The sequence below is a fragment of the Moraxella sp. CTOTU49803 genome (assembly GCF_032097965.1).
In the GTDB taxonomy this organism is placed as follows: domain Bacteria; phylum Pseudomonadota; class Gammaproteobacteria; order Pseudomonadales; family Moraxellaceae; genus Faucicola; species Faucicola tetraodonis.
This window is the reverse complement of the sequence record NZ_DAMCJP010000006.1, coordinates 113,682-139,262: the sequence shown is the minus strand read 5'-3', so window position 1 is coordinate 139,262 and position 25,581 is coordinate 113,682. Positions and strand designations below refer to the sequence as shown.

Genomic DNA, 25,581 nt, shown 5'->3' with positions numbered 1-25,581 from the left:
TGGTAGTGTGGTTCGCCCATGTGAGAGTAGGTCATCGTCAGCTCCCTATTCCAAATCACCCCCCCTTACTAATGTAAGGGGGTGTTTTTTTTGTCAAAATAACATGCAGTATTATGATGTTAGTTTTATTCTTTTTATATGCTGCATTAATAACCTACTTATTACATAGCTTTACGCATTTTCACACTGTAAATTTTTGAATCCTATATACTGATTACATCAATGTCGATCCTTTTTTAACCTTAGGCGAACATTTGATGTTTTCTAAAAAATCACAAATATAATTAAATATCTAGGATAAAAAATGACACATAAGCCCGTTAAACCAGAGCCAAATATGAATATTCAGCAAGGCAATGCTGGTGAAACTCATCAGCAGGCTGATAATAATTCAACCAATTTAACTACGCAGCAAGGTATTGTTATTGCAGATAATCAGAATTCGCTAAAGGCAGGTCGCCGGGGTCCTGCATTGCTGGAAGATTTTATTTTACGCGAGAAAATTACCCATTTTGACCATGAACGTATTCCTGAACGTGTTGTACATGCTCGTGGTACGGCAGCCCATGGTTATTTTGAACTAACCAAATCATTAGAGCAATTTACCACAGCTAAGGTATTAACAGAGGTGGGCAAACAAACCCCATTATTTACTCGTTTTTCAACGGTAGCCGGTGGTGCGGGATCAATTGATACGCCGCGTGATATTCGCGGTTTTGCCGTCAAAATCTATACAGAGGAAGGTAACTGGGATTTAGTGGGTAACAACACCCCTGTGTTCTTTATACAAGATGCGATTAAATTTCCCGATATTATTCATGCTGTAAAAATGGAGCCTGATCGTGGTTTCCCACAAGCGGCATCAGCGCATGATACCTTTTATGATTTTATCTCGTTAAACCCTGAAACCTTACATAACTACCTATGGGCGATGAGTGATCGCGCTATTCCTCGCAGTTTACGCATGATTGAGGGCTTTGGTATCCATAGCTATCGCTTTATTAATGCCCAAGGCGAAAGTGTGTTCTTCCGTTATCACTGGCGTCCACGTTTGCAGCTTCAATCACATGTGTGGGATGAAGCTGTGAAAGTTGCTGGTGCTGATCCAGACTATCATCGTCGTGATTTATTTGAAACCTTGTTTGAAAATGGTGACGAAGTTGTTTGGGACTTTGGTGTGCAGATCTTTACCCAAGAACAAGCAGAAAAATTCCCATTTGATCATTTGGATGCAACCAAATTAATTCCAGAAGAATTAGTCCCTGTTGAAATCGTGGGTAAAATGGTATTAAACCGTTATCCCGATAATTTCTTTGCGGAAACAGAGCAAGTGGCTTTCTGCCCAGCAAACATTGTCCCAGGTATCGACTTTAGTAATGACCCATTGCTACAAGGTCGTTTATTTAGTTATCTCGATACCCAACTTTCGCGTTTAGGTTCACCAAATTTTGCGCAGTTGCCAATTAATGCGCCAAAATGTCCATTCCATAATATGCAGCGTGATGGCCATATGCAGATGCAAATTCCTAAAGGTCGCGTCGCTTATGAACCACAAAGTTTAGAACCAGAAAAACCGCGTGAAAATCCGTCAATTGGGTTTAAATCATTTGCAGATGATTTAACTCAAAATAACGATGCGGTTAAAGGTCGTATCCGTGCAGAAAGCTTTGCAGACTTTTATAGTCAACCCCGTATGTTCTATCGTAGTCAAACCCCTATTGAGCAGGCGCATATCGCTTCAGCGATTGTGTTTGAGCTTTCTAAAGTTGAGACACCCTATATCCGTGAGCGCATGGTTGCCCAGCTGCTAACGGTTGATGAAACATTGGGTAAACGCGTTGCCGATGGGTTAGGGATGAAACCAGTGCCAAAACCAATTGAGCCGACGGTTCCGGTGCAAGATTTGCCATTATCGCCGGCTTTGCAGTTGATTGGCAAAGCCAAGCCAACGCTTGAAGGTCGTAAAGTCGCTATTTTAGTCGCAGATGATTCAAATGCAGAAATGCTTGAAAAATATAAAGCGGCGATTACCGCAGCAAAGGCAACACCCTTTATAGTAGCACCAAAAATTAGTATTACCTTAAACAATGGTGAAACCATTGCAGCTGACGGTCAATTGGCGGGTTCGCCTTCTGTCTTGTTTGATGCAATCGTTAGTATCATTATGCCGGAGCAAGCGAAAAAACTAGCCAAAGTAAGTGAGGCGATTGCGTGGTTTAAAGATGCGCACGCCCATCTAAAAGCGATTGCTTATTGCGGTGCGACGGATGAGTTTATCCTGATTCCCCAGCATATTGAGAAAGATGCCAGTGTGGTGGCTTTAAAGGAAATAGATACCTTTATCGAGAAGGCCAAATCGCGTGAATGGGATCGTGAGCCTAATGTGCGTGATTTAGCATAACTCATCAACCTAGCAACAAAAAAGCTAGCTTAATAATAAGCTAGCTTTTTATTTGTTTGGCGGAAACGGAGGGATTCGAACCCTCGATACGCTATTAACGTATACACACTTTCCAGGCGTGCGCTTTCGACCACTCAGCCACGTTTCCAATCGGGTTGCAACTTCAAAATATAGGTAATCGCAAAACGGACGCCTATTTTACCCAAAATAATGCCAAATGTCATGTATAATTAATCAATTTTCATCGATGGCTAGAGTTGGTAAGTTATAGCGTATGAGTGGTTATCAGCGTCTTTCACACAAATCACTGTCAAAGAGCTTGGTAGTGATGGGTTTATCCTTATTGCCCTTATGGGCACATTCTAGCCGCTCTTTAGATTATCGCAAACAGCATCTCAATCAATGCGGCAATACCTATGCTAACCAACAAAGTCCCCAGCCACTCTCGAATCAACCAATTGAGATTTATTATCTATGTCTAAATGGCTTTGCTGTGGGGTATTCGTCACTGAGTAAAACCGCTTTATGGTCAGCGGAGTATTTGACACGAGCGCGTATTGAAAAAGCGAGCGAGTTATCTAGGGTTAATAATTTTCACGAGGAAAGTCAGCTGCCTAATCGGGTTAAAGGCTATTTAGCTGATTATCGTAACGTACCTTATGATCGTGGGCATCTAGCGCCGAATGCAGATATGAGTACGCTTGAATCACAATATGACAGCTTTAGCCTTGCCAACATTGTACCGCAAAATCCTGTCAATAATCGTAGCACTTGGCGAGACATTGAGTCCCGTACCCGTTACCTAGCGATCAAACACAATCGTATCTATGTGGTGACAGGGGTGGCTTTTATCAGTAATCGGGTTAAGAAAATCAATAACAATATATTAGTACCCAGTCATCTGTACAAAGCGATTTATATTCCAAGTCTACAACAAGCAGGGGTTTATTTTGTCCCTAATGATGATAGTCAGCGAGTGGAAATCATTAGTCTGGATGAACTTGCGGTAAGAATAGGCGTGGATGCCATGCCAGGGTTATCAGGGAAGGTACAAAAAACGGCAATGACGCTGCCTATCGATGACTATTCACCAGCTACAAAAAACAAAAACACGCCAAAATCAGAGCCCGATAACCAGCAAATTTTATTAGTCTTAGTTAATTTAGTCTTGACCATTTTTGAATGGATAATGAGTCTATTTAAGTCCTAAAAGTGATAAATATACCAAAATGACTGATTGGTCAATTTACCCCTTAAGGATTTTTTAAAAAAATAACTATTTTATAATCAATAACTTAGAATTAAAAAAATGGATAATTTTACCCTGTAAGGATGTAGAAAACTATTAGCAACTTTTGCGTATTAAAAAATATCTTTACCTCAAAACCATTTTGGCTATAATGATTGTCAATGGCACTGCATCTCACTTCCCTTACTTTTTTGCAGTGCGCTACAGAAGGAACTGTTATGAAAATTTCTCTTAAATCAATCAGCGTTGGTGTTGCTCTTTCTACTTTAAGTGTTGCTGCTATGGCTGCCGATCCAATTGTGGGTACTTGGCAAACTTATGAAGACAATCAACCAAAAGCCCAAGTTCAAATCTCACAAACAGGTGCTACTTTCACCGGTAAAATCGTTGCGGGCAATACTGAAAAAGCAAAATCTTTTGTTGGTAAAACTGTGTTAACAAACGTGAAAGCGAAAGGTAATGGCAAATATGCAGGTAAAGCAAAAGACCCACGTTGGGGTCTTGGATTAGGTGCAGATATTTCATTAAGCGGTTCAACCTTAACTTTATCTGTTCCAGTCAAAGGCAGCCAAACTTGGAAAAAAATTAAATAATCGCCCATGATTTGAAAGCCCAAAAAAGCTAGATATTAATATCTAGCTTTTTTATTTGTCCAATCGCAAGTTTTGTAGAGTCTTTTAGTATGCTTATATAAAAAAATAGGCTGATTGAATCAGCCTATGTTTATCATTCTTTGTCTATTCGATACGTTCGCCATGTACGGCTAAGTCAAGACCGGTGTATTCATCTTCATCAGTGACACGTAAGCCCATGGTTAATTGAATCACTTTGGCAATAATGAAAGTCACAATCGCGCAGTAGATGATAACCGCGAACACGCCTTCTAATTGCACCCACACTTGACCCATAGTCGATAAAGCCAGTGGTTTGCCAGTGATAGCAGGACTCACAAAGACACCTGTCAATATGGCACCGACGATGCCACCAACGCCATGCAATCCAAACGCATCCAAGCTATCATCGATTTTTAACAGACGTTTGAGATAGTTGACTGCATAAAAGCAAACCAATGAGGTGATGATACCAATCGCTAATGCGCCTGCTACCGTCACAAAACCTGCCGCTGGGGTAATACCGACTAGACCTGCTACTGCACCTGATGCACCGCCCAGTACAGAGGCTTTACCACGGACTAATTTTTCGATGGCAAACCAAGTTAATGCCCCTGCCGCTGCCGCTACTTGCGTGACGAGTAGGGCATTACCTGCCAATGCATTTGCCGCTAACGCACTACCGCCATTGAAGCCAAACCAACCTACCCAAATCAAACCCGTACCAATTAAGGTTAAAGCCAAGTTTGAAGGTGCCATTGGGTCACGGTTATAGCCATTACGTTTACCTAGAACAGCCGCCAACACAATACCTGCCACACCGGCATTAATGTGCACGACCGTACCGCCTGCAAAGTCTAGCGCACCATCTGCCATCAACCAGCCGCCGCCCCAAACCCAGTGGCAAATCGGTGCATACACCAATAATACCCAAAGGGCAGTAAACACCATAAAGCTACTGAATTTAATACGTTCAGCAATTGAGCCTGCTAAGATTGCCACAGTGATAATGGCAAAGGTCATTTGAAAAGTGACAAATAACAGGGTTGGTACGGTACCGGTTAAATCACCTAGCCCAATATTAGATAACAATGCATTATCAAAACCGCCAACAAATTGATTAAAATCGCTGCTACCAAACGCCAGCGAATAACCCAACACAATCCAAACAATAGATACTAATGCTGTGGCACCATAACTGTGTGCCATTGTCCCTAAAATATTCTTTTTGCGCACCATGCCTGAGTAAAACAATGCCAACCCTGGAATAGTCATTAGTAGCACTAATGCAGTCGAAATTAATACCCAAGCGGTGTCGCCCGCATTTAGCGTAGGCGTGTCAGCAGCATGAGCCACCAATGGAGATAACAACAATAACGATAAAATTGATTTAGTAGATACTAGTGGCTGTAAAAATTTGGCAAAAGCTGCCCTTGTAATGACGGCATTCATCGTAACCCCCTTAAAATTATTTGAGATAGTCGTTAAGCTGCTTGATAGGTCTACGTTAATGTTTAAAGGATGGTCGACTTTAAAATTTAACAAGCCCTGCCACAACGACAGTCATGATAGTGTTAGATAGCATTAGCGCCTGTTTCACCAGTACGGATACGAATCACTTGTTCTAATGGTGATACAAAGATTTTGCCATCACCGATTTTGCCCGTGCTAGCCACGCGAGTGATAGCTTCAATCGCTGCATCAACCATTTCGTCAGTCACCGCAATTTCTAACTTAACCTTCGGTAAGAAATCAACCACATACTCAGCACCACGATACAATTCAGTATGACCTTTTTGACGGCCAAAACCTTTTACTTCGGTAACAGTGATACCTTGAACACCAATCTCAGAGAGTGACTCACGTACATCATCTAGTTTGAACGGTTTTAAAATAGCCGTAATTAATTTCATAATAATTTCCTTTTAAGTGCCGCTTATGGTTGGGTTAGTTACTATCTGCTGTAGTGGCTTAATAGCGATTACCCTAAACAGCATTCGTAAAGCATGTTGAAAATGGTAGTTTCGATAATTCAAAAGCTATGCCAACTTTCATAAATGTCCTATTTTTAAGGGGGTAAAAAATACAACCTATTGAAAATAAAGCAAAAACTTTTTGGTGGTTTCAATGCGACCATCACACAGAAAGCGTAATTTTATTATAACCAAAAAATAAAAATTCCTCTAATGTAAATCAGTTATTGCACCAAAAAGGTTATTTGGGCGCCATTAACGATTTTGTAGATAATTTTTAGAGTTATTTTAATAATTGGCGATAAAAACAAAATAATTGCACCAAAAAAGTGCATTTTACTGCCTAAAATCGTTAAATTTGTTGAGTAATACAGATCAAAAGTATATCTTCATCGCAAAAATCGTAGCATTTAAACCGCCTTTTATTGCGGTCACTACAAAACATGAAAACTCACATTTAATCGCAAAACTTTTTGTCATAAAATGGTATGATAGAAAACGTTTTTTAGCTTATACGGCAAGTATTGTTATTGCCTTCTCTAGCGGTACCCTTATTTAAGTGTTACAAGTTTAAGTATTATAAGTTTAAGTGTTACAAGGAATTCTCGTGAGCCAACTCTCAGCCACTCAATCAGCCGTTTCACCTGCTTCAACCAACCAAAGCATGCCATCAGCATCGAGCATGATTCAACGTGGCAATGGATTACAAGTGGTGGTTGGACTTGGCAAATCAGGCTTGTCGGCAGTCAACTATTTACACGCGCTTGGCTACCCCGTAGCGGTCACCGATGCCGGTCTGCCCAAACTTGCCGAGCACTTGCCAACCGATATAGTGACCAAGTTTGGGGCATTAGATGGCGAGCTGTTGGCAGTGGCAGATCGCATTATCATCAGTCCTGGTATTGACCCTTATTTGCCTATATTTGATGGCGCACGTGCGAAAAAAATCGCGATTGTCAGTGATATTCAATTGTTCCATGAGGTAGCTAAACAGCGAGATATTCCGATTATTGCGATTACCGGCTCTAATGCCAAAAGCACTGTCACCACCCTGGTTGGCCAGATGGTCAAAAATGCGGGGTTTAAAGTCGGTGTCGGTGGTAACTTAGGAACGCCCGCGCTTGATTTGTTACTTGAGCCCATACAGATGGCGGTGCTTGAGTTATCCAGTTTTCAACTACAGACCACCACCAATTTGTCCGCCAAAGTAGCCACCGTGCTTAACATGTCGCCTGACCATCTAGATCGCCATGGCAATATGCTCGGCTATCACCAAGCCAAACACCGAATATTCCAAGGCGTGCAATCCATTGTGGTCAACCGCGAGGACTTGCTTAGTCGCCCGTTAGTATCCGATGATATGCCCACCATTAGCTTTGGTAGTAACGCACCTGATATGAATCAGTACGGATTGATAAAAGATAGCGATGGTGAAATCTGGCTAGCACGGGGTCGCGAGCGGTTGCTCAATGAAAAAGACGTGCCGATCAAAGGTGAGCATAATTTGATGAATGCGCTGTCAGCCCTAGCAATTGGCGAACTAGCAGGTCTGCCGCTAGACAGTATGTTAACGACATTAAAAAACTTTGTCGGGCTGCCACATCGCTGTGAATTTATCACAACCACCCATCAGCTCGATTGTTTTGACGACTCCAAAGGCACTAACATTGGCTCGACCATCGCGGCAATTTTGGGGCTAGGTAAAGTATATGCGCCCAAAGGCAAAAAACTTGCAGTGATTTTGGGCGGGCAAGGTAAAGGTCAAAACTTTGCTGAACTGGCAAAACCCTTGATGGATTATGCGCAAGTGGTGTACTTTATTGGAGAAGATGCCGATAAAATCGCGGCTGATTTGGCATCAGCGGGTTTAGATGCTCACAATCCTGCAGGGATTGTATTAACCAAATGCCAAACCCTGGAACAAGCGGTCAGTCAAGCTTGGCAAGACCAGCCAACATTCCCCGCTTTAGGCGTATTATTGCTATCACCCGCTTGTGCAAGTTTTGATCAGTTTAGTGGCTATGTGGAACGTGGACAAGTTTTTCAACGCTTAGTCAAACCCCAATAATCATTCGCTAGTGTATTTTTAATATTTAGGTTGTGTTATGCCCGCGCCCCATTCAACTACTTCTTCACTTTCTTCATCCCTCTCAGCTAACAGTGTTTCTGCTAAGAAAAGCCGCCAGTGGATTCCGCCCATTAATTCGGTGCTATTGACCACGGTGGCAACCATTATGGTATTTAGTCTGTTGATGGTGGCGTCCGCGTCAATACCTTTTGCACAAACCAAAAAACTGGGTGATTTTTACTTTTTCTATCACCAACTGGCGTACATGGGAATCGGTGCAGTTCTTGGTTTACTGGTGTATTTTATCCCGCTTCGCAAGACGTTTCGCTTAGATTTTATTATGTATGCGCTGCTGGCTTGTCTTTTGCTGATTATTTATACCCTAATCGGTGGGTCAGTGATTAACGGCAGTAAACGCTGGATTGAACTGGGTGGTATCAATTTTCAGCCCTCTGAATTGGCAAAATTGTTGATGATTTTGTACACCTCAGATTATCTGGTGCGCCGATCAGAAGAGATTCGTAACCATTGGAAAGGCTTTTTGCGGCTAACACTGATAGCCATGGGGTTGACCTTGTTTATCATGTTGCAGCCTGACTTTGGTTCGGTGGTGATTATTGCAACCTGTATTGCGGCGATGATTTTTGTCGGCGGGTTACCCATGCGCCAGTTTTTTATCATCATGGGTGCCATGTTTTTGGCAGGTACCATGGCGATTATGGGGGCAAGTTACCGACTAAAGCGGGTAACCTCGTTTTTAGATCCGTTTGATGACTTAAAAAATAGTGACTATCAGCTAGGTCGCAGTATTGTAGCCTTTGCCCGAGGTGAATGGTTTGGTGTCGGTTATGGGGAAAGCATCCAAAAACTCTCCCATTTACCGGAGGCGCATACCGACTTTTTACTAGCGATTACCGGTGAAGAGTTAGGCTTAGTGGGTGTGTCGTTTTTACTGGTGTTACAAATTATTTTGGTCACTACGGTTATGCGCATTAGCTACCAAGCGCTAGCACGGCACCAAACACGCTTAAGCTATTTTGCGTTTGGGGTTGGGATTTTGTTCTTTGGGCAAATTTTTGTTAATGCCGGTATGACTATGGGAATGCTACCTACCAAAGGGTTGACCATGCCATTTTTTAGCTATGGGGGTTCTTCTATGGTGGTTAATCTGATTATCGTCGGATTGTTGATGCGAATTATTAAAGAAAGCCCAACGATTCCTGCCAATCAATGTCGTTATTATTAATGGGTTGCCAAAAGATTTTGTAAGCTATCGACTTTTATACGCTGTTTGCCTTGCAGCGGCGTATGATTCCATTGGCAAACCGCCTGCTCGAGCATCGTGGTCGGTTTATCCAGATCAACCGGTGGCTGTTGTAATAATTGCAGTGCGGTCTTAATAAGTTGTGGGGCAGGGTAGGCGTGAATCGGCTCTGCTAGCGTTTGCTTAGACAGCTTTTGCCCTTGTGCATTCACCAAAATGGGTAAGTGGTAGTAGTATTGGTTAGGGGGAAAATTTAAATAATCCGCGATGACCATTTGCGGTATCGTCAATGGCAATATATCCAAGCCGCGCACAATTTGATTGACACTCTGTTGCGCGTCATCAATCACCACCGCCAGCATATAATTAATCATGCCTTTGTTGGCGGTTGGCGTATTTGAAAAAGACCGCCCAATGCGCCGCCTTCTGACCACAATATCACCCTGTTCTCGTTGCGGATTGCCTGAAATCACCCCTTGCAGCTGATCGAAAAAAAGCATTGGGTTATCTGGCATTACTAAGCGAATGGCATGATCGCGCGATAGCCGCTTATGGACGCAGATTCTAGGATAAGGGTATTGGGTGTTGGGGTGGGCAAGTTGATAAGTTTGCAGGGATTTACGACTGCAATCACAGCCATAACTTACTGCTTTTAGCTTCTCATCCAATAACGCGTGATATGTGTCTAGGTGTTGCGACTGGTAACGAACGTTACCATCCCAGTGCAAACCTAATCGCTCCAAATCTGCTAAAATCAAATTGCTAAATCTTGGATGACAGCGCTCAGTATCAGTATCTTCAATGCGTACCAGCCACTTGCCTTGCGCTTGCTTGGCGATACAGTAACTGGCAATAGCCGTCACTAGCGACCCCAAATGCAAAGCTCCCGTCGGAGAGGGAGCAAAGCGACCAATGACAGGAGACGTTGATAAATTAAGCATGACCCCATGCTTGTTTTTCTTTAATCTCTGATAGCGTTTTGCAGTCGATACATTGGGTCGCGGTTGGACGGGCTTCTAAACGACGCAGACCAATCTCTACACCACAAGTCTCACAAAAACCGTAATCACCACTGTCAATCTCGGCAATCGATTTATCAATCTTACGAATCAGTTTACGCTCACGGTCACGCGTGCGCAGTGCCAACGCAAACTCTTCTTCTTGGGTGGCGCGGTCATTAATATCAGGCATTGCCGTTGATTCATCTTGAATATAAGATTTGGTTGATTCAGCTTCGCTAATTAACTGCTCTTTCCAATCTAATAAAATTTTTCTAAAATGCGCAAGTTGTGCGTCATTCATATATTCTTCTTCAGCCGCTGGCTGATATGGGGTAAAGCTTAATTCACGTTCATTTTGGGCAGATGCCATAGCTAATTCCTCTAAAAACCGATAGTGATACAATTTTAAGTTTACAATTTCATTACGAGTTCAGCACTTAAGCCAATGACATCGCGTTATTAACGCTTTAAACACTGCAATTCGCCAGTATATGAAATCAAACTAAAATAAACGCTAAAACCTTAATAAACAAGCTAACCAAACTTTCACGACATTAAATTTGTAAACATAAGTTCAACAACCATGAAAAATTAGTCAGATAGTATCTGTTCTTTTGATACCAGTTGCAAGTAACCCATTGTTATATAAATTTATCCAACGTAAACCAGGCGCAATTTCGTCAATGGTATAGTCTTTACACAAGGGTTTAAACTGTAGGCTGGTTGATGGGCAGCCAAATACCGATGTCCCATAAGTAATCTTATGCATTTCTTGGTGAATATGGCCGACAAATATAGCTTTAATGCGGTCTAGATACGGCATTACCACTTCCCAAAAACGCTCAGAATTTATTATAGTGTACTTATCAAGCCATGCTGAATCGATTAATACCATCGGATGATGACAAAAAATTGCACAAGGCCGATCGGCATTCGCTAACTGCTGCGCTAGCCACCGCAATGACTGCTCATCAAACTCCCCATGACTGTGCCCCTCACAAGAAGAGTCTAATAACAATAAGTCCCAATAATCGGTGGCAATACTATAGCGGGTTTGCAGGCGAGAATCTGCTTTGACTGGCAAATGACGGCGTTGGGCAAAAGGTAGATGATGATCAAGCTCTAGGGTCACATCATGATTGCCCGGGATAGCTACAAAAGGAATATTGATGTCGTCTAAGGCTGCAAATAAACGGTCATAATTTTGCTGAGTAGGTTCTTGACATAAATCCCCCGTCAGTACCAACAAATCAACATTATCGCGCTGTTGTTTGACCAAGGATAATACCGATTCAAATGTGTCTGCGGTATTAACACCATTCATTAACTTATTAGGGTCATCAAAGAGATGCAGATCACTTAATTCAATAATTGAAAAATAATCGGCATGGTGTTGTGATATCGAACTTGGCAGTAACGTCACTCAGTTATCCTTAGAATAATGACGGTAATCGTGGCAGTACAACTTTATCAAACAACGGTTAATTAACTAAAGTTAATTAAATAAGGCATGTTTTATATCACAAATACTCATAATTGACAAACACAATAGCAAAATAATTTTTAGCCTATCTTCATTCAAATAATTGGATAAAATAGGGAACTATTGGCAGCGCTCACAAACACCTGAAAGCTCAATAATACTCGATTGGGTGGCAAAATTGGTCGATTGCTCAACCTCAGTTAGCATGGTCTGGATAGATGGATGGCTAAACTCTTGTACCTCACCACAGCATCGACAGACCAAAAAAGCGGCAACATGGCGATCGGTGGGCTGAGAGCAGGCAAAAAATGCCTTGCTGGAATTTAATTGATGAACCAAGCCATGCCTGAGCAAAAACTCTAAACTACGATATACAGTTGGCGGTGCGACGACTTTTTCGCTCGCTGATTGCAGTAAATCCAATAATTCATACGCCCCAATGGGCTGAGCGGCAAGTAGAATCAAACGATACACCTGCTCTCGCAGCGCAGTAAAACGTAAACCTTGCGCTTGGCAATCTTGTTTTATCTGAGTAATCTGTGCTTCAATCTGCTCGGCGGTCATTTGTTGCCTACACATGGACATAGATATAGATAGGTGGTGACAATTTGCGTCATAATTATTAGCTGACTGAATAGAACTTCCAGCTGATTGAATAGAACGTTGGGTCATATCACATAAAATCATTAATAACTCTCAACTTACTTTAGCATGAAAACCGCATAATTTGTCTGAGAAATTAGCGATTCAGCTATAAACATACCCGACAATATAACAAGTCTAACAATACACTATTCATAATGACTGGCGATTAACGTCAGCATAGATAAAACAACCTTTAGCCAAATTTTTAATCAAGATTCTGCTATACTGCTTTTATTATTCCTGCCCACAATCAGCTAGCCCTTATTTTGCTATGTCAAAACCAGCCAAGCCATTTGACCCACAATCTATCCAACAATCCATCAACAAGCAGTCTTGGCTGATACTTGGGCTAGTTGCCATCGGTATTGTATTAGATGTTTGGCAAGGCAATAGCCAGTATGTGGTGAGTAAAAATTTGCTAGCCGGTAGTGTGTTAGGGTGGGTGAGCCAAATCATCTTTGCTAAAATTTCCTTGAGCAAATCGGGCTATCAGCAGCGTCGTCAAATTGTTCATCGTTTTTACCAAGCGCATATGGCAAAGTGGGTATTGACCATTATTGGATTTGCACTGATTTTTCTGCTGTTAAAACCGCTAAACGCCATTGCGGTATTCGCGGGCTACTTAATTTTGCAAATGAGTTACCTCATTATCACTTACCGAAATCCTTGGTAAAAAAAGGCTATTTACATTTATCTCGTAATAATAGAAATAACCTAAACTAAATCACAAATAAATCTATTTAATCCTTTACAAAAAGGTAACAGTTGAATTAATATAGTGAAAATTTTTTGAAGGTGCGATTGCTCAGCGTTAATTGGCTAAAAAGAATTAGTTTTCAAGCAATTGCATATATGTTTTACTGATGACCCACTTATTTGAGTCAAGCAAAACACAGTAGGTCGATAGCCTATATTATTACGTTGATAAACAAGTTGTTTATTCACGGTTCATCACCTCAGTTAAGCAGATTGCTTAAACGCCTCGATGTGCCTTTGACGTCATGTTTGCACTTCTCATTGAGTATCATCAGCTCAGTTAGATACGATTATAGTGTTAAGTTACAAATTTTTGTGATTAGACCAAATATCTGACGCTAACTCCCTCTATTATCAGCTCAATATAAAAAAGAAGTTAAGATTATGGCAGAAGCAAACGCAGAAATTACTTCAAATGAGTATATCAATCACCACTTGACAAACTGGACTTTCGGTAATCACCCAACAGAAGGTTGGATAGTTGCCGAAACCAAACAGCAAGCTTCTGAAATGGGTTTCAATGCGATTCATTTAGACTCAATGCTGTGGTCGATTGGTTTAGGGGTTCTTTTTTGTGCCATTTTTTATATGGTGGCAAAAAGAGCGACCTCGGGTGTACCCGGAAAAATGCAAGCTTTTATTGAAATGATTGTGGAGTTTGTTGATAGTAACGTTCGTGATACTTATCATGGCACATCAAAAGTTATTGCGCCATTGGCATTGACTATTTTTGTGTGGATTTTCTTGATGAACTTCATGGATCTTCTGCCAGTTGATTATTTGCCTGTCATTGCACAAAAAATTGGTGGTCTGCTAGGACATAACCCACACCATGTTTACATGAAAGTCGTACCAAGTACTGACCCAAATGTGACGCTTGGTATGTCGTTCTCAGTATTTGCACTGATCATTTTTTATAGTATTAAAGAAAAAGGTTTTGGCGGTTTTATTGGTGAATTAACCCTTCATCCATTTAGCGCAAAAAACCCAATCGCTAAAATCTTATTGATTCCAGTGAACTTTATCCTAGAGTTTGTAACTCTAATCGCAAAACCTATCTCACTTGGCTTACGACTTTTTGGTAACATGTATGCAGGTGAATTAATTTTTGTGTTAATCGCCCTTATGCCATTTTGGATTCAATGGGTGTTATCAGTACCGTGGGCAATCTTCCACATTTTAGTAATCACTTTGCAAGCGTTCGTTTTCATGATGCTAACCATTGTCTATCTTAGCCTTGCATCACAAACTGAACATTAATTTCAAAACAGTAATGAGGATACATCAATGACTCTAGAAGGTATGACCGTTCTTGCCGTTGCTTTGCTAATCGGTTTAGGTGCACTAGGCACAGGTATTGGCTTTGCAATCTTAGGTGGCAAATTCTTAGAGGGCGTCGCTCGTCAACCAGAACTAGGTTCACAATTGCAAACTCGTATGTTCATCGTGGCAGGTCTTCTTGACGCCGTACCGATGATCGGTGTTGGTATTGCAATGTTATTGTTATTCGCAAATCCTTTAGCAGGTTAATAGGTACACTATCAGTACAATGTCCACATCATCTTATGTGGACAAGGATTGAAGAAACTTAATTAACGAGGGATTCTAAGTGAATATCAATGCAACCCTAATTGGACAATCGATTGCATTCGCCATCTTCGTGATGTTTTGCATGAAGTTTGTGTGGCCGCCTTTGGTTGCTGCTATTTCGGATCGCCAACGTAAAATCGCAGATGGCCTAAATGCTGCCGAAAAAGCCAAAGCAGACTTAGCAACTGCATCACAAGCTGCAGAGCAAGAGCTTATCGCAGCAAAAGCAAAAGCCGCTTCACTCATTGACCAAGCGAACAAAAGCGCCAATCAAATGATTGAAGATGCCAGAGTGCAAGCACAAGTGGAAGGCGAACGTATTCGTCAGCAAGCGCGTGAAGCAATTGATCAAGAAATTAATAAAGCCCGTGAAGGTTTACGCGCGCAGGTTGCAGAACTTGCCGTACTCGGTGCCGAAAAAATCTTACAAGAAAAGGTCAATCCAGAAACTCATGCCAATATGTTAAACCAATTGGCAGCCAAGTTATAAGTAGCAACCGTACAGTGAGGATATGATGGCTGATTTATCAACCTTAGCAAGACCCTATGCAAAAGCAGCATTTGATTATGCTAAAGAGCATCACGCTGTCAATGAGTGGCAAGATTACTTAAACGTGATGAATGCCATCGTTAGTGATAAAGCATTTGCCGATTATATCAATAATCCAGCAGTTGCTGCACAAGCTAAAGTCGCTACTTTAAAAGACCTTTATAACCAAAGTTCACCTGAAGATAGCAATACTGTGTTTAAAACTTTAAGCACCGCTATTGAGGGTGGGGCACAAGCAGATTCCAATGCTTTTGTTAATTTTTTGACGCAACTTGCAGAGCAAGATCGTTTGGCATTATTACCCAGTATCAATGAGCGTTTTGGTTTATTAAAAGCCGCTGATGCAAAAGAAGTTCATGCTTATGTCACGTCGGCATATCCATTAACGCAAGTGCAAGAGCAACTCATTGAACACCGACTTGCTACCTCCCTAGGCGCGAAGGTCGTACTACATGTCAATGTAGACCCTGCCCTAATTGCAGGTGTGACAATTAAGGTCGGTGACAAAGTAATCGATGACTCTGTACGTGGCAAATTAAAACAGTTAAAAACACAGCTGACGGCATAAATTTCAACAAAATTGATTCTAGTCAGTAAAAATTAAGGAACAGTGCAATGCAACAATTGAATCCAGCGGAAATCAGTAATCTGATTAAGCAGCGAATTCAAGACCTGACTGCGGGTGCCACAGCAAAGAACGAAGGCACTATTGTCATGGTATCTGACGGTATCGTACAGATTCATGGTCTTGAAGATGCCATGTACGGCGAAATGATTGAGTTTGAAGGTGGCGTATATGGTATGGCGCTAAACCTTGAACAAGACTCAGTCGGTGCGGTTGTTCTAGGTGAATACTTGAATCTCCAAGAAGGACAAAAAGCTTACTGTACTGGTCGTATTTTAGAAGTACCAGTTGGACCCGAGCTTTTAGGTCGTGTGGTAGATGCACTGGGTAATCCTATCGATGGTAAAGGCCCAATTAACGCCAAGTTAACGGATAAAGTTGAAAAAATCGCTCCAGGCGTTATCGACCGTCAATCAGTTGATGAGCCAGTAATGACAGGTTATAAAGCTGTTGATACTATGATTCCAATCGGACGTGGTCAACGTGAGCTTATCATTGGTGACCGCCAAACTGGTAAAACAGCCATGGCAATCGATGCGATCATCGCGCAAAAACACTCGGGCATTAAATGTGTGTACGTAGCCGTTGGTCAAAAACGCTCAACCATCGCAAACGTGGTGCGTAAACTAGAAGAAACAGGCGCACTAGCTTACACAACGGTTGTGGTTGCATCTGCTTCTGAACCAGCAGCGCTGCAGTACATCGCGCCATACTCTGGTTGTACTATGGGTGAATACTTCCGTGACCGCGGTGAAGATGCGCTCATCATTTATGATGACTTATCAAAACAAGCCGTAGCTTATCGTCAAATTTCATTGCTTTTACGTCGTCCACCAGGACGTGAAGCTTACCCAGGTGACGTGTTCTACCTTCACTCACGTCTATTAGAGCGCGCTTCACGTGTAAGCGCTGAGTATGTAGAAAAATTCACCAACGGTGCTGTAACAGGTAAAACAGGTTCATTAACTGCCTTGCCAATTATTGAAACCCAAGCAGGTGACGTATCAGCATTCGTACCAACCAACGTGATTTCAATCACAGACGGTCAGATCTTCCTAGAGTCAAGCTTATTTAACTCAGGTATCCGTCCAGCGGTGAATGCGGGTATTTCAGTTTCTCGTGTGGGTGGTGCAGCGCAGACTAAAATCATCAAAAAATTGTCAGGTGGTATCCGTACCGCATTGGCACAGTATCGTGAATTGGCAGCGTTTGCACAGTTTGCTTCTGATTTAGATGACGCGACCCGTAAACAGCTTGACCATGGTCAACGTGTGACTGAATTGATGAAACAAAATCAATACGCACCAATGAGCATCGCTGAACAAGCTGCGGTAATTTATGCCTCTAACGAAGGTTATCTAGCTGATGTCCCAGTGAACAAAGTGGGTGCATTTGAAGCAGGTTTGTTACGTTACCTACGTGACCAACATGGTGATTTTATGGCAGACATTGATAACACTGCCAACTATAATGATGATATCGCAAACCAATTCAAATCAGCGATTGAAAACTATAAGCAAAATCATTCATTCTAAGATTTACTGAAATTTTAGAACTGCATTGTCATAGAATAAATGAACAAAGGGGTTATGATTACTTTGTTCATTTTTCCAAATTTCGTCCATGTTATATCAATGGGCGTGGACTGAAACTAAACATGGCTGTATGGATTATTTATGGCAAGTTTAAAAGAAATTCGAGCAAAAGTTGCTAGTATTAAAAGTACCCAGAAAATTACTCGCGCCATGCAAATGGTTGCAGCGAGTAAGATGCGACGTGCCCAAGAACGTATGCAACTAGGTCGTCCTTATGCTGATAGCATGCGTCGAGTGGTTTCTCATCTAGTCAAAGCTTCACCTGACTACAAACATCCTTACTTAGTACCTCGTGCGGTTAACCGTGTTGGCTATATTGTAGTCAGTTCTGACCGTGGTCTTGCAGGTGGTTTGAATATCAACTTATTCAAAAAATTGATGCAGCACGTCAAACAACAAAAAAGTCAATCGGTTGAAACGCGCTTTGCGGTGATGGGTCAAAAAGGCGTGAGCTTTTTTAAAACATTTGGTGGTACGGTGATTGCTGCGGAAACTCACTACGGTGATAACCCAAGCTTTGAGCAACTCAGTGTCCCAGTTCAAGTAATGCTTGATGCGTATAATCGTGGCGAAATTGATGAAATTTACCTGGTATATAATGAATTTGTTAATGCCATGACGCAAAATCCCAGTGTGCAACGCTTAGTACCGATTGCGGCTGAGTCTTTGGTTGATGAAACGATGGCAAATCGTGAACACAGCTGGGATTACATCTATGAGCCCACTACCAAAGAGCTGCTTGATGGTTTGATGGGACGTTATGTTGAATCAATCGTCTATCAAGGTGTGGTAGAAAATATTGCTTCTGAACAGTCTGCACGTATGGTTGCTATGAAAGCAGCAACGGATAACGCAGGTAACTTAATTAACGAATTACAATTGGTTTACAACAAGCTGCGTCAAGCGGCGATTACCCGAGAAATTTCGGAAATCGTTGGCGGTGCTGCTGCTGTTTCATAATTGACCTACATTCAAGGAGAGCGTAATGAGTAGCGGTCGTATTGTACAGATTATTGGCGCGGTTATTGACGTTGAATTTGACCGTCAAAGCGTACCAAAAATTTATGATGCCTTAAAAGTTGAAGGCACAGAAACTACATTAGAAGTACAACAACAATTAGGTGATGGTATCGTACGTACTATCGCCATGGGTTCTACTGAAGGTCTAAAACGTGGTCTACCAGTTAGCAACTCTGGCGCACCAATCTCTGTACCTGTGGGTAAAGGTACTCTAGGTCGTATCATGGACGTTTTAGGACGCCCAATCGACGAAGCAGGCCCGGTAGAGCATAGTAACACTTGGGCGATTCACCGTGAAGCGCCAAGCTATGATGAACAATCGAACTCTACTGAACTTTTAGAAACGGGTATTAAAGTAATTGACTTACTATGCCCATTTGCTAAAGGTGGTAAAGTCGGTCTGTTCGGTGGTGCAGGTGTTGGTAAAACCGTTAACATGATGGAACTTATCAATAACATCGCAAAAGCACACTCAGGTTTATCGGTATTTGCTGGCGTAGGTGAGCGTACCCGTGAAGGTAATGACTTCTACCACGAGATGAAAGACTCAAACGTACTTGATAAAGTTGCGATGGTGTATGGTCAGATGAATGAGCCACCAGGAAACCGTTTACGTGTTGCCTTGACCGGTTTGACCATGGCGGAATACTTCCGTGACGAAAAAGATGAGAACGGTAAGGGTCGTGACGTATTATTGTTTGTTGACAATATTTATCGTTATACACTAGCGGGTACCGAAGTATCAGCATTATTAGGTCGTATGCCATCTGCGGTAGGTTATCAGCCAACGCTTGCAGAAGAGATGGGTGTATTACAAGAACGTATTACTTCAACCCAATCAGGTTCTATTACTTCGGTACAAGCGGTATACGTTCCTGCCGATGACTTGACTGACCCATCACCTGCGACAACCTTTGCACACTTAGACGCAACAGTGGTATTGAGCCGTGATATTGCTTCACAAGGTATTTACCCAGCGGTTGACCCACTAGACTCAACGTCGCGTCAGTTAGACCCACTGGTTATTGGTGAAGAGCACTATGCTGTTGCTCGTGGCGTTCAAGAAGTGTTACAACGCTTTAAAGAGTTGAAAGACATTATTGCGATTTTGGGTATGGACGAATTATCAGAAGATGATAAATTAGTGGTATACCGTGCACGTAAAATCCAACGTTTCTTGTCACAACCTTTCCACGTTGCAGAGGTATTCACCGGCTCACCAGGTAAATATGTACCAATCCGTGAAACCATTCAAAGCTTTAAAGCAATCTTGAATGGTGAGTATGATGACTTGCCAGAACAAGCATTCTACATGAAAGGTGGTATTGAAGAAGTGGTTGCTGCAGCAGAAAAACTACGCGGCTAATTTCTCAATCAAACCCTGTTAGTTTAAACTATATTAACAGGGTTTTATCAACCTAATTTTGCAATACCATAGGAGAGAACTGTGGCAACTTTACAATGTAATGTCGTCAGTGCGAAAGAAACTATCTACTCTGGTGAGATTAGCATGTTAATTGCTACTGGTGTAGAAGGTGAAGTCGGTATTTTGCCAGGACATATTCCTTTTATTACGCTATTAAAACCGGGCACCATGCAGATCAAAACCAGCAATGGCAATGATGAAATGGTGTATGTATCAGGTGGTGTTTTAGAAGTACAACCGCATTTAGTGACGGTATTGGCAGATACGGCAGTACGTGCGCATGACTTAGATGAAGCCAAAATTTTGGAAGCACGTCGCCATGCAGAACAAACCTTGCAAAATCAAAAAGCCGATATTGACACCTCTGCCTCTGCGGCTTTGGCAGCATTGGCAGAATCTTTGGCACAATTGCAAACCTTAAAGAAATTCAAAAACCGTGCCTAATTTTGATGCGGACGTGTTTAAAGACAGTGGCTATGACCACTGTTTTTTTATGGGTGGTTAAAGATATAAGTGCTTAAAAAAGAGTGATTAAAAATTTGCTAATTAGCTTTTAAACCAAAGCTAGTTAAACCAAAGCTAGCAAGAAAATTTTATCAGTTATTAAATAGATAACCTTATATCGTATGCTTTTGCATCTTTTTATATGTGGTATTTATACTTTTTTATGTTTAGTTACGTTTTAACAATATTAAATTGGCTATTTTTTCGCTAAATTAATTCAATTATATTGTAGTAGTACAGGTAATACGTAAACTTTCATTACCTATTGCTGATAGATAAATAAAGATATATTCTGATATAAGTATTAAGAGTATGTATAAAATTTTTTGGAGGAAATTATGTCAGAAGAAGAGTTGATACCCCGAGTATTGATTGTAGAGGATGATGAGCGTCTTGCAACCTTAACCCAAGATTATTTGCGTAAAAATGGTCTAGATGTGGCAATTGAAACTGATGGTAACCGTGCCATTCGTCGTATCGTGGCTGAGCAGCCTGACATGGTGGTGCTTGATGTGATGTTGCCAGGTAGTGACGGTCTGACGGTATGCCGTGAAGTACGTCCTCATTTTCATAACCCTATCTTAATGCTAACTGCGCGTACCGAAGATATGGACCAAGTATTAGGTCTAGAAATGGGTGCGGATGACTACGTGGCAAAACCCGTTCAGCCGCGTGTGTTATTAGCGCGCATTCGTGCACTATTGCGCCGCTCTGATACCGCACCAACTGATGAAGTGCCACAGCGTCTTGAATTTGGCGATTTGGTTATTGATAACGGCGGTCGTTCGGTTACTTTGAATGATGAGCTTGTTGACTTTACCAGTGCGGAATATGATTTATTGTGGTTATTGGCATCAAATGCAGGTCGTATCTTATCGCGTGAAGATATTTTTGAACGTCTGCGTGGTATCGAGTATGATGGTCAAGACCGCTCGATTGACGTACGTATTTCTCGTATCCGTCCAAAAATTGGTGATGATCCAGAAAACCCAAAACGTATCAAAACCGTTCGCAGTAAAGGCTATCTGTTTGTCAAAGAAAACTAACATAGTATTGATAAACACAGTATTGAAAGAAGTCAGCATCAAGCTGGCTTTTTTTATCGCTATCACTGGTAACTTTGCTACCTAGCAATTGGTAGATTTAGCACAACAATTTGCTACGTTACTAGACAATCGCTTCATGAATTTTACATTGTAATATTAATTTTGCTAGGTAATAATACGGCTATTATCTTTTGACCTTAACCCTAGATTTTTATGCCACTATTATCGTCCTTAAACCAATCCATCTTTCTGCGGATTTATGCAGGTCTGTTACTTATTTGTTTGTTGGTTGCGTTGTTTGCGCAATTGCTTATCACCACTATCAACGCAGAGCGCGTACAGACTTATCGCGAGGATATGGCATCAGCGGCATTTTATCTCATTGACTCAGGGTTGTCGCGCCAAGTAACGGCGCAAGAGCGTAATTTTTGGCTCTCTGATGTCAGTACCTTATTTGATACTAAGTTTGAAATCGAACCTACCTCAAAAGCGGATTTTAAAACCAGCGAAATTAATCGACTCAACAAACAACAAGCCGTAGTACGTTTTAATGGCGATACCAATACCGCAGAGATTTATCATAAAGTCTCGGGTGAGAATAACGTCTTGCATGTCAGCGTCAATAAACTCAATGAGCAACAAATTAAAGGGATAGGCGTGTTGCTGCTCGATGATTTGTCTTACTATCGCACCTTGGCAGAAAAACAGCAACGCTTGCAACAAATTCAAAAATTTTTCCCTTTTAAGCTCACCTTGCAATCCGTTAATAAACTGCAACTTGATACCGACCAAAAAGCGCGACTGTATCGCAAAGATATCGTGATTATGTTCCGTGACAATACCAGTGTAGAGAATTCATCGATTCGGGTACTAGCGCCGACTGAACTCCAAGATACTGTGGTGGATTTGGGACCCATTCCACTGTTTAACTGGTTTCCGCTTAATCTGATTATTAGTATCACGCTCATTAGTATGTTCTTAATCAGTCTAGGGGTGTATGCGCTGATTTTCCCATTAGAGCGTAAACTGCAGCTCATTCAAAGCGGTATCACCAAAGTGCGCGAAGGTAAGCTCAATACCAAAGTAAAAGTCGTGGGCGAAGATGAAATTGCCCATCTAGCGGCAACCTTTAATAGTATGACTGAGCACATCCGCCGTTTGATTGAATCCCAGCGCGAGTTGACCCGTGCCGTATCCCATGAGCTGCGCACCCCAGTAGCACGTATCCGCTTTGCCGTGGATATGCTGGCTGATACGGATGATTATGACGATCGGATGAGTCAGCGTGATTATATCGACCAAGATATCGAATCGCTCAATGGCTTGATTGATGAAATTTTGACCTATGCCAAGCTTGAAGAAGGCTCACCCAAAATGGACTGGGAAGATGTCGATTTGCAAGAACTTGTTTCGCAGATTGCCCGTGAGACCAATGCGCTTGGTAAACCTGTTACCGTCAAAGTAGGCAAGGTGCAAAAAGGTGTGTTTGCACAAGCTGATAGACGCTATTTACACCGCGTGTTGCAAAACTTGGCAGGTAATGCCACCCGTTATGCCGAAAGCACCATTATCATCTCAGCAGGCTTAGAAAAAAATGAAGCCTTTATCAGTGTGGAAGATGATGGACAGGGTATTCCAGAAAAAGACCGTGAAAAAGTCTTTATCCCATTTGCGCGTCTGGATGATAGTCGTACCCGTGCCTCGGGTGGTTATGGTCTAGGCTTATCAATCGTGTCTCGAATTGCGTTTTGGTTTAACGGTCGCATGTCAGTGGATGAAAGCCCTACCTTGGGTGGGGCGCGATTTATCATGAAATGGCCAAAAAGCCAGCTAGCGTCAAGTATTGAAGCGGATGAAATTACCCAAAAAAGTAGCGAGAAAAAATATACGCAAGCGCAAGGGTCATAAGCTCGTTACCAGTAACGCTTGCAAATTTGCTCAGACTGGGCTAAATTTCAGTGAGTTATGCAATGGTTTAGCGAAATTTGCGCACATCAATTAACCGATGAGCGAAATCATCACAAGCGAGGATGGCATGCGTTACCTGTTTTTAGCCTTGGTGGCACTCAACATGGCTGTTTTTGGTTATTATAGTTTTTTGCGCAAACCTACTGAAAGCCAGTCCGTCTCACAGGCGCGCGCAGCATTGGTTCATCCTGTCACAGCCACCGATGTGTCAAGTGAACTACCCCCCATGATTGGTACTAAAAAGTAAAAATGGCTATCAAAAATCAAGGCTACCAAAACCAAAGCTACCAAAGAATCAGGGCTAGCACTCACCTATAAAATAACCAATCCGTATGTTATCTTTACTCTATAATCATTCATTCTATAATCGGAATATTCACCACCACTACTAAACCGCCGCCATTGGGCTGATTGCGAGCGATGACGCTACCATTGTGTAGGTGAGTAATTCGGCTTACAATCGCAAGCCCAAGTCCACTCCCTTGCGTGGTACGTGCCGTTTCGCCCCGCTCAAACGGCTGCATAATCCGCTCAAGCTGATCTTCGGCAACGCCTTGCCCTTCATCGCTAACTTTGATGGTTAAGTATTTTTGTCTAGAGGTTATCTCTGGCGTTAGACTTTCATTAGTGACCACTTGCTCGGTAGGCTGTAGAGCATTATCAATGCTAATCTCAATATGAATGGGCGGCTGACCATAGCGACAAGCATTATTGACCAAATTAACAATGAGACGTTTAATGGATAAAGGTCGCAATGGCACACTGGGCAAATCGTCTTGGATATCGATAATAAATGGGGTGGGGGCAAACTGCACCACAATCTCGTTAATGATGGGGCGTAGGTTAGTCAATCGCACTGCTTCATCTGAGCCATCTTTCATAAATGAAATAAACTGCTCCAAAATCGCGTCCATGTCCTCAATGTCATACACTAGCCCTTCCCGCAAAAACTCATCGGGTAGCATCTCAGCGGTGAGTCGCATCCGCGTCAATGGCGTGCGCAAATCATGGGAAATACCAGCGAGCATAATATTGCGTTCTTTTTGGGTTTGGGTCAGGTTATGAAACAGTCGGTTAAATGCCAAATTCACCTGACGAATCTCTGTTGAGCCTTCATTGGTCGCCAAATTGTTGGCATGTCCAAGGGTGATGTAATCAATCGCCACTTTTTGTAGGCGTTTGAGCGGGCGATTTAATTGTCTGACCAAAAACAAAATGGTCAGCAACGTGGCAAGCGGAATCCCCAATAAGAAAAAATAAATCGACGTTGGGCTATATTTGGCATAAAACTTGACAGGCTCTTGCAGCCAAACATCCGGATGCGCGCTGTCTTGAATATACAAAATCGGTACGGGTTTGAATTTAAAATTGACCGATACAGGACGCTGCATCACGGTTTCCATCTGTGTTGCCATCTGCTGGGTAAAATAATCTACCAAGGTTTTTTCTTGAAAAGAGGGTATCTGTTGTGGGTCAGTAATCACGTTAATATGTGAGGCGTCAATAATCCAATTTTTAAGCTCGGGATTGTTTTTAAAATCTTTATCCGCTTTATCAATCATCAACAGCTGATGGGCAAGATAAGTCGCATGGTTTTGTAGCTCTGGTAAATACAGACTGCGCCAAAAAAACCACAGCGACAACGCCACGCTCACCAGTACCATCAACATCACCATCAAGGTGGTTTGCCAAGTGTGGCTATAGCCTTTAAGTTTGGGTAAATGCGGTTTCATGCTGGGGTATCCTGATGGTGGGTTTACAGCTTAGCCAAAACGGGCAACGGCACTGGCATGCTGTTATAATACG

At 42.0% G+C, this 25,581-nt stretch carries 24 protein-coding genes and 1 tRNA gene; 17 read left to right on the top strand and 8 right to left on the bottom strand.

Annotation, left to right across the window (positions count from 1 at the left end; all coding sequences use genetic code 11):
* Positions 1–304 precede the first annotated feature (304 nt).
* Positions 305–2,401 carry a catalase gene (locus RT422_RS08275; protein WP_284034984.1) on the top strand — a complete coding sequence of 699 codons (2,097 nt, stop codon included), beginning with the start codon at positions 305–307 and terminating at the stop codon, positions 2,399–2,401.
* A gap of 57 nt (positions 2,402–2,458) precedes the next feature.
* On the opposite strand, the gene RT422_RS08270 is transcribed toward RT422_RS08275, so the two are convergent.
* Positions 2,459–2,549: transfer RNA gene (locus RT422_RS08270), tRNA-Ser, on the bottom strand.
* 126 nt (positions 2,550–2,675) lie between these two features.
* Here RT422_RS08270 and RT422_RS08265 point away from each other — a divergent pair.
* Both RT422_RS08265 and RT422_RS08260 read left to right on the top strand, forming a co-directional pair.
* Positions 2,676–3,611 carry a DNA/RNA non-specific endonuclease gene (locus tag RT422_RS08265; protein ID WP_219300294.1) on the top strand — a complete coding sequence of 312 codons (936 nt, stop codon included), beginning with the start codon at positions 2,676–2,678 and terminating at the stop codon, positions 3,609–3,611.
* 257 nt (positions 3,612–3,868) lie between these two features.
* Complete coding sequence (locus RT422_RS08260; protein ID WP_188875943.1) at positions 3,869–4,243, top strand: DUF2147 domain-containing protein; 375 nt, start codon at positions 3,869–3,871, stop codon at positions 4,241–4,243.
* Between the two features lie 144 nt (positions 4,244–4,387).
* On the opposite strand, the gene RT422_RS08255 is transcribed toward RT422_RS08260, so the two are convergent.
* Both RT422_RS08255 and RT422_RS08250 read right to left on the bottom strand, forming a co-directional pair.
* Complete coding sequence (locus RT422_RS08255) at positions 4,388–5,713, bottom strand: ammonium transporter (RefSeq protein WP_099833311.1); 1,326 nt, start codon at positions 5,711–5,713, stop codon at positions 4,388–4,390.
* 122 nt (positions 5,714–5,835) lie between these two features.
* A complete protein-coding gene (locus tag RT422_RS08250) occupies positions 5,836–6,174 on the bottom strand; it encodes a P-II family nitrogen regulator (RefSeq protein ID WP_007115809.1) in 339 nt (112 codons plus the stop codon).
* Between the two features lie 742 nt (positions 6,175–6,916).
* Between RT422_RS08250 and murD the strand changes: the two genes are divergently transcribed.
* Both murD and ftsW read left to right on the top strand, forming a co-directional pair.
* On the top strand, positions 6,917–8,302 hold the full coding sequence (gene murD, locus RT422_RS08245) for a UDP-N-acetylmuramoyl-L-alanine--D-glutamate ligase (RefSeq protein ID WP_309593637.1): 1,386 nt from the start codon (positions 6,917–6,919) through the stop codon (positions 8,300–8,302).
* A gap of 37 nt (positions 8,303–8,339) precedes the next feature.
* Positions 8,340–9,548, top strand: coding sequence for a putative lipid II flippase FtsW (gene ftsW, locus RT422_RS08240; RefSeq protein ID WP_177343771.1), 1,209 nt, complete (start codon positions 8,340–8,342; stop codon positions 9,546–9,548).
* Here the strand turns inward: ftsW and gluQRS are convergent.
* The 4 genes from gluQRS to RT422_RS08220 form a co-directional block, all read right to left on the bottom strand.
* Positions 9,545–10,507 (bottom strand): tRNA glutamyl-Q(34) synthetase GluQRS, encoded by a 963-nt coding sequence (gene gluQRS, locus RT422_RS08235; RefSeq protein WP_284034983.1) that lies wholly within the window; start codon positions 10,505–10,507, stop codon positions 9,545–9,547. The genes ftsW and gluQRS overlap by 4 nt on opposite strands.
* Complete coding sequence (gene dksA, locus RT422_RS08230) at positions 10,500–10,937, bottom strand: RNA polymerase-binding protein DksA (protein WP_036594643.1); 438 nt, start codon at positions 10,935–10,937, stop codon at positions 10,500–10,502. Before dksA ends, gluQRS begins: the two co-directional genes overlap by 8 nt.
* 225 nt (positions 10,938–11,162) lie before the next feature.
* On the bottom strand, positions 11,163–11,990 hold the full coding sequence (locus tag RT422_RS08225; protein WP_284034982.1) for a metallophosphoesterase: 828 nt from the start codon (positions 11,988–11,990) through the stop codon (positions 11,163–11,165).
* Positions 11,991–12,170: 180 nt separating this feature from the next.
* On the bottom strand, positions 12,171–12,614 hold the full coding sequence (locus RT422_RS08220; RefSeq protein ID WP_313421955.1) for a Fur family transcriptional regulator: 444 nt from the start codon (positions 12,612–12,614) through the stop codon (positions 12,171–12,173).
* A gap of 352 nt (positions 12,615–12,966) precedes the next feature.
* Between RT422_RS08220 and RT422_RS08215 the strand changes: the two genes are divergently transcribed.
* The 12 genes from RT422_RS08215 (at position 12,967) to RT422_RS08160 (ending at position 24,022) form a co-directional block, all read left to right on the top strand.
* Complete coding sequence (locus tag RT422_RS08215; RefSeq protein WP_007115818.1) at positions 12,967–13,368, top strand: ATP synthase subunit I; 402 nt, start codon at positions 12,967–12,969, stop codon at positions 13,366–13,368.
* Between the two features lie 467 nt (positions 13,369–13,835).
* Positions 13,836–14,711 carry a F0F1 ATP synthase subunit A gene (atpB, locus tag RT422_RS08210; RefSeq protein WP_007115819.1) on the top strand — a complete coding sequence of 292 codons (876 nt, stop codon included), beginning with the start codon at positions 13,836–13,838 and terminating at the stop codon, positions 14,709–14,711.
* Positions 14,712–14,738: 27 nt separating this feature from the next.
* On the top strand, positions 14,739–14,981 hold the full coding sequence (gene atpE, locus RT422_RS08205) for a F0F1 ATP synthase subunit C (protein WP_007115820.1): 243 nt from the start codon (positions 14,739–14,741) through the stop codon (positions 14,979–14,981).
* Between the two features lie 79 nt (positions 14,982–15,060).
* Positions 15,061–15,531: a F0F1 ATP synthase subunit B gene (locus RT422_RS08200; RefSeq protein ID WP_036594652.1), complete on the top strand. Its 471-nt coding sequence runs from the start codon at positions 15,061–15,063 to the stop codon at positions 15,529–15,531.
* Between the two features lie 25 nt (positions 15,532–15,556).
* On the top strand, positions 15,557–16,159 hold the full coding sequence (locus tag RT422_RS08195) for a F0F1 ATP synthase subunit delta (RefSeq protein ID WP_076775457.1): 603 nt from the start codon (positions 15,557–15,559) through the stop codon (positions 16,157–16,159).
* A gap of 47 nt (positions 16,160–16,206) precedes the next feature.
* Positions 16,207–17,751 (top strand): F0F1 ATP synthase subunit alpha, encoded by a 1,545-nt coding sequence (gene atpA, locus RT422_RS08190; RefSeq protein ID WP_144918688.1) that lies wholly within the window; start codon positions 16,207–16,209, stop codon positions 17,749–17,751.
* 141 nt (positions 17,752–17,892) lie between these two features.
* Complete coding sequence (gene atpG / locus RT422_RS08185) at positions 17,893–18,771, top strand: F0F1 ATP synthase subunit gamma (RefSeq protein WP_313421954.1); 879 nt, start codon at positions 17,893–17,895, stop codon at positions 18,769–18,771.
* Between the two features lie 25 nt (positions 18,772–18,796).
* Positions 18,797–20,197: a F0F1 ATP synthase subunit beta gene (gene atpD, locus RT422_RS08180; RefSeq protein WP_219300278.1), complete on the top strand. Its 1,401-nt coding sequence runs from the start codon at positions 18,797–18,799 to the stop codon at positions 20,195–20,197.
* A gap of 81 nt (positions 20,198–20,278) precedes the next feature.
* Entirely contained in the window at positions 20,279–20,701 is a 423-nt protein-coding gene (locus RT422_RS08175) for a F0F1 ATP synthase subunit epsilon (RefSeq protein ID WP_313421953.1), read from the top strand.
* 398 nt (positions 20,702–21,099) lie between these two features.
* The gene (locus tag RT422_RS08170) at positions 21,100–21,807 is read left to right on the top strand and encodes a response regulator (protein ID WP_007115827.1); all 708 of its coding nucleotides are present in this window, start codon (positions 21,100–21,102) and stop codon (positions 21,805–21,807) included.
* A 213-nt stretch (positions 21,808–22,020) separates the two neighbouring features.
* Positions 22,021–23,715 carry an ATP-binding protein gene (locus RT422_RS08165; RefSeq protein ID WP_313421952.1) on the top strand — a complete coding sequence of 565 codons (1,695 nt, stop codon included), beginning with the start codon at positions 22,021–22,023 and terminating at the stop codon, positions 23,713–23,715.
* Between the two features lie 97 nt (positions 23,716–23,812).
* Positions 23,813–24,022 carry a hypothetical protein gene (locus tag RT422_RS08160; protein WP_227522662.1) on the top strand — a complete coding sequence of 70 codons (210 nt, stop codon included), beginning with the start codon at positions 23,813–23,815 and terminating at the stop codon, positions 24,020–24,022.
* A gap of 109 nt (positions 24,023–24,131) precedes the next feature.
* Here RT422_RS08160 and RT422_RS08155 read toward each other — a convergent pair whose 3' ends face one another.
* Positions 24,132–25,508 (bottom strand): ATP-binding protein, encoded by a 1,377-nt coding sequence (locus RT422_RS08155; RefSeq protein WP_313421951.1) that lies wholly within the window; start codon positions 25,506–25,508, stop codon positions 24,132–24,134.
* Positions 25,509–25,581: the final 73 nt, after the last annotated feature.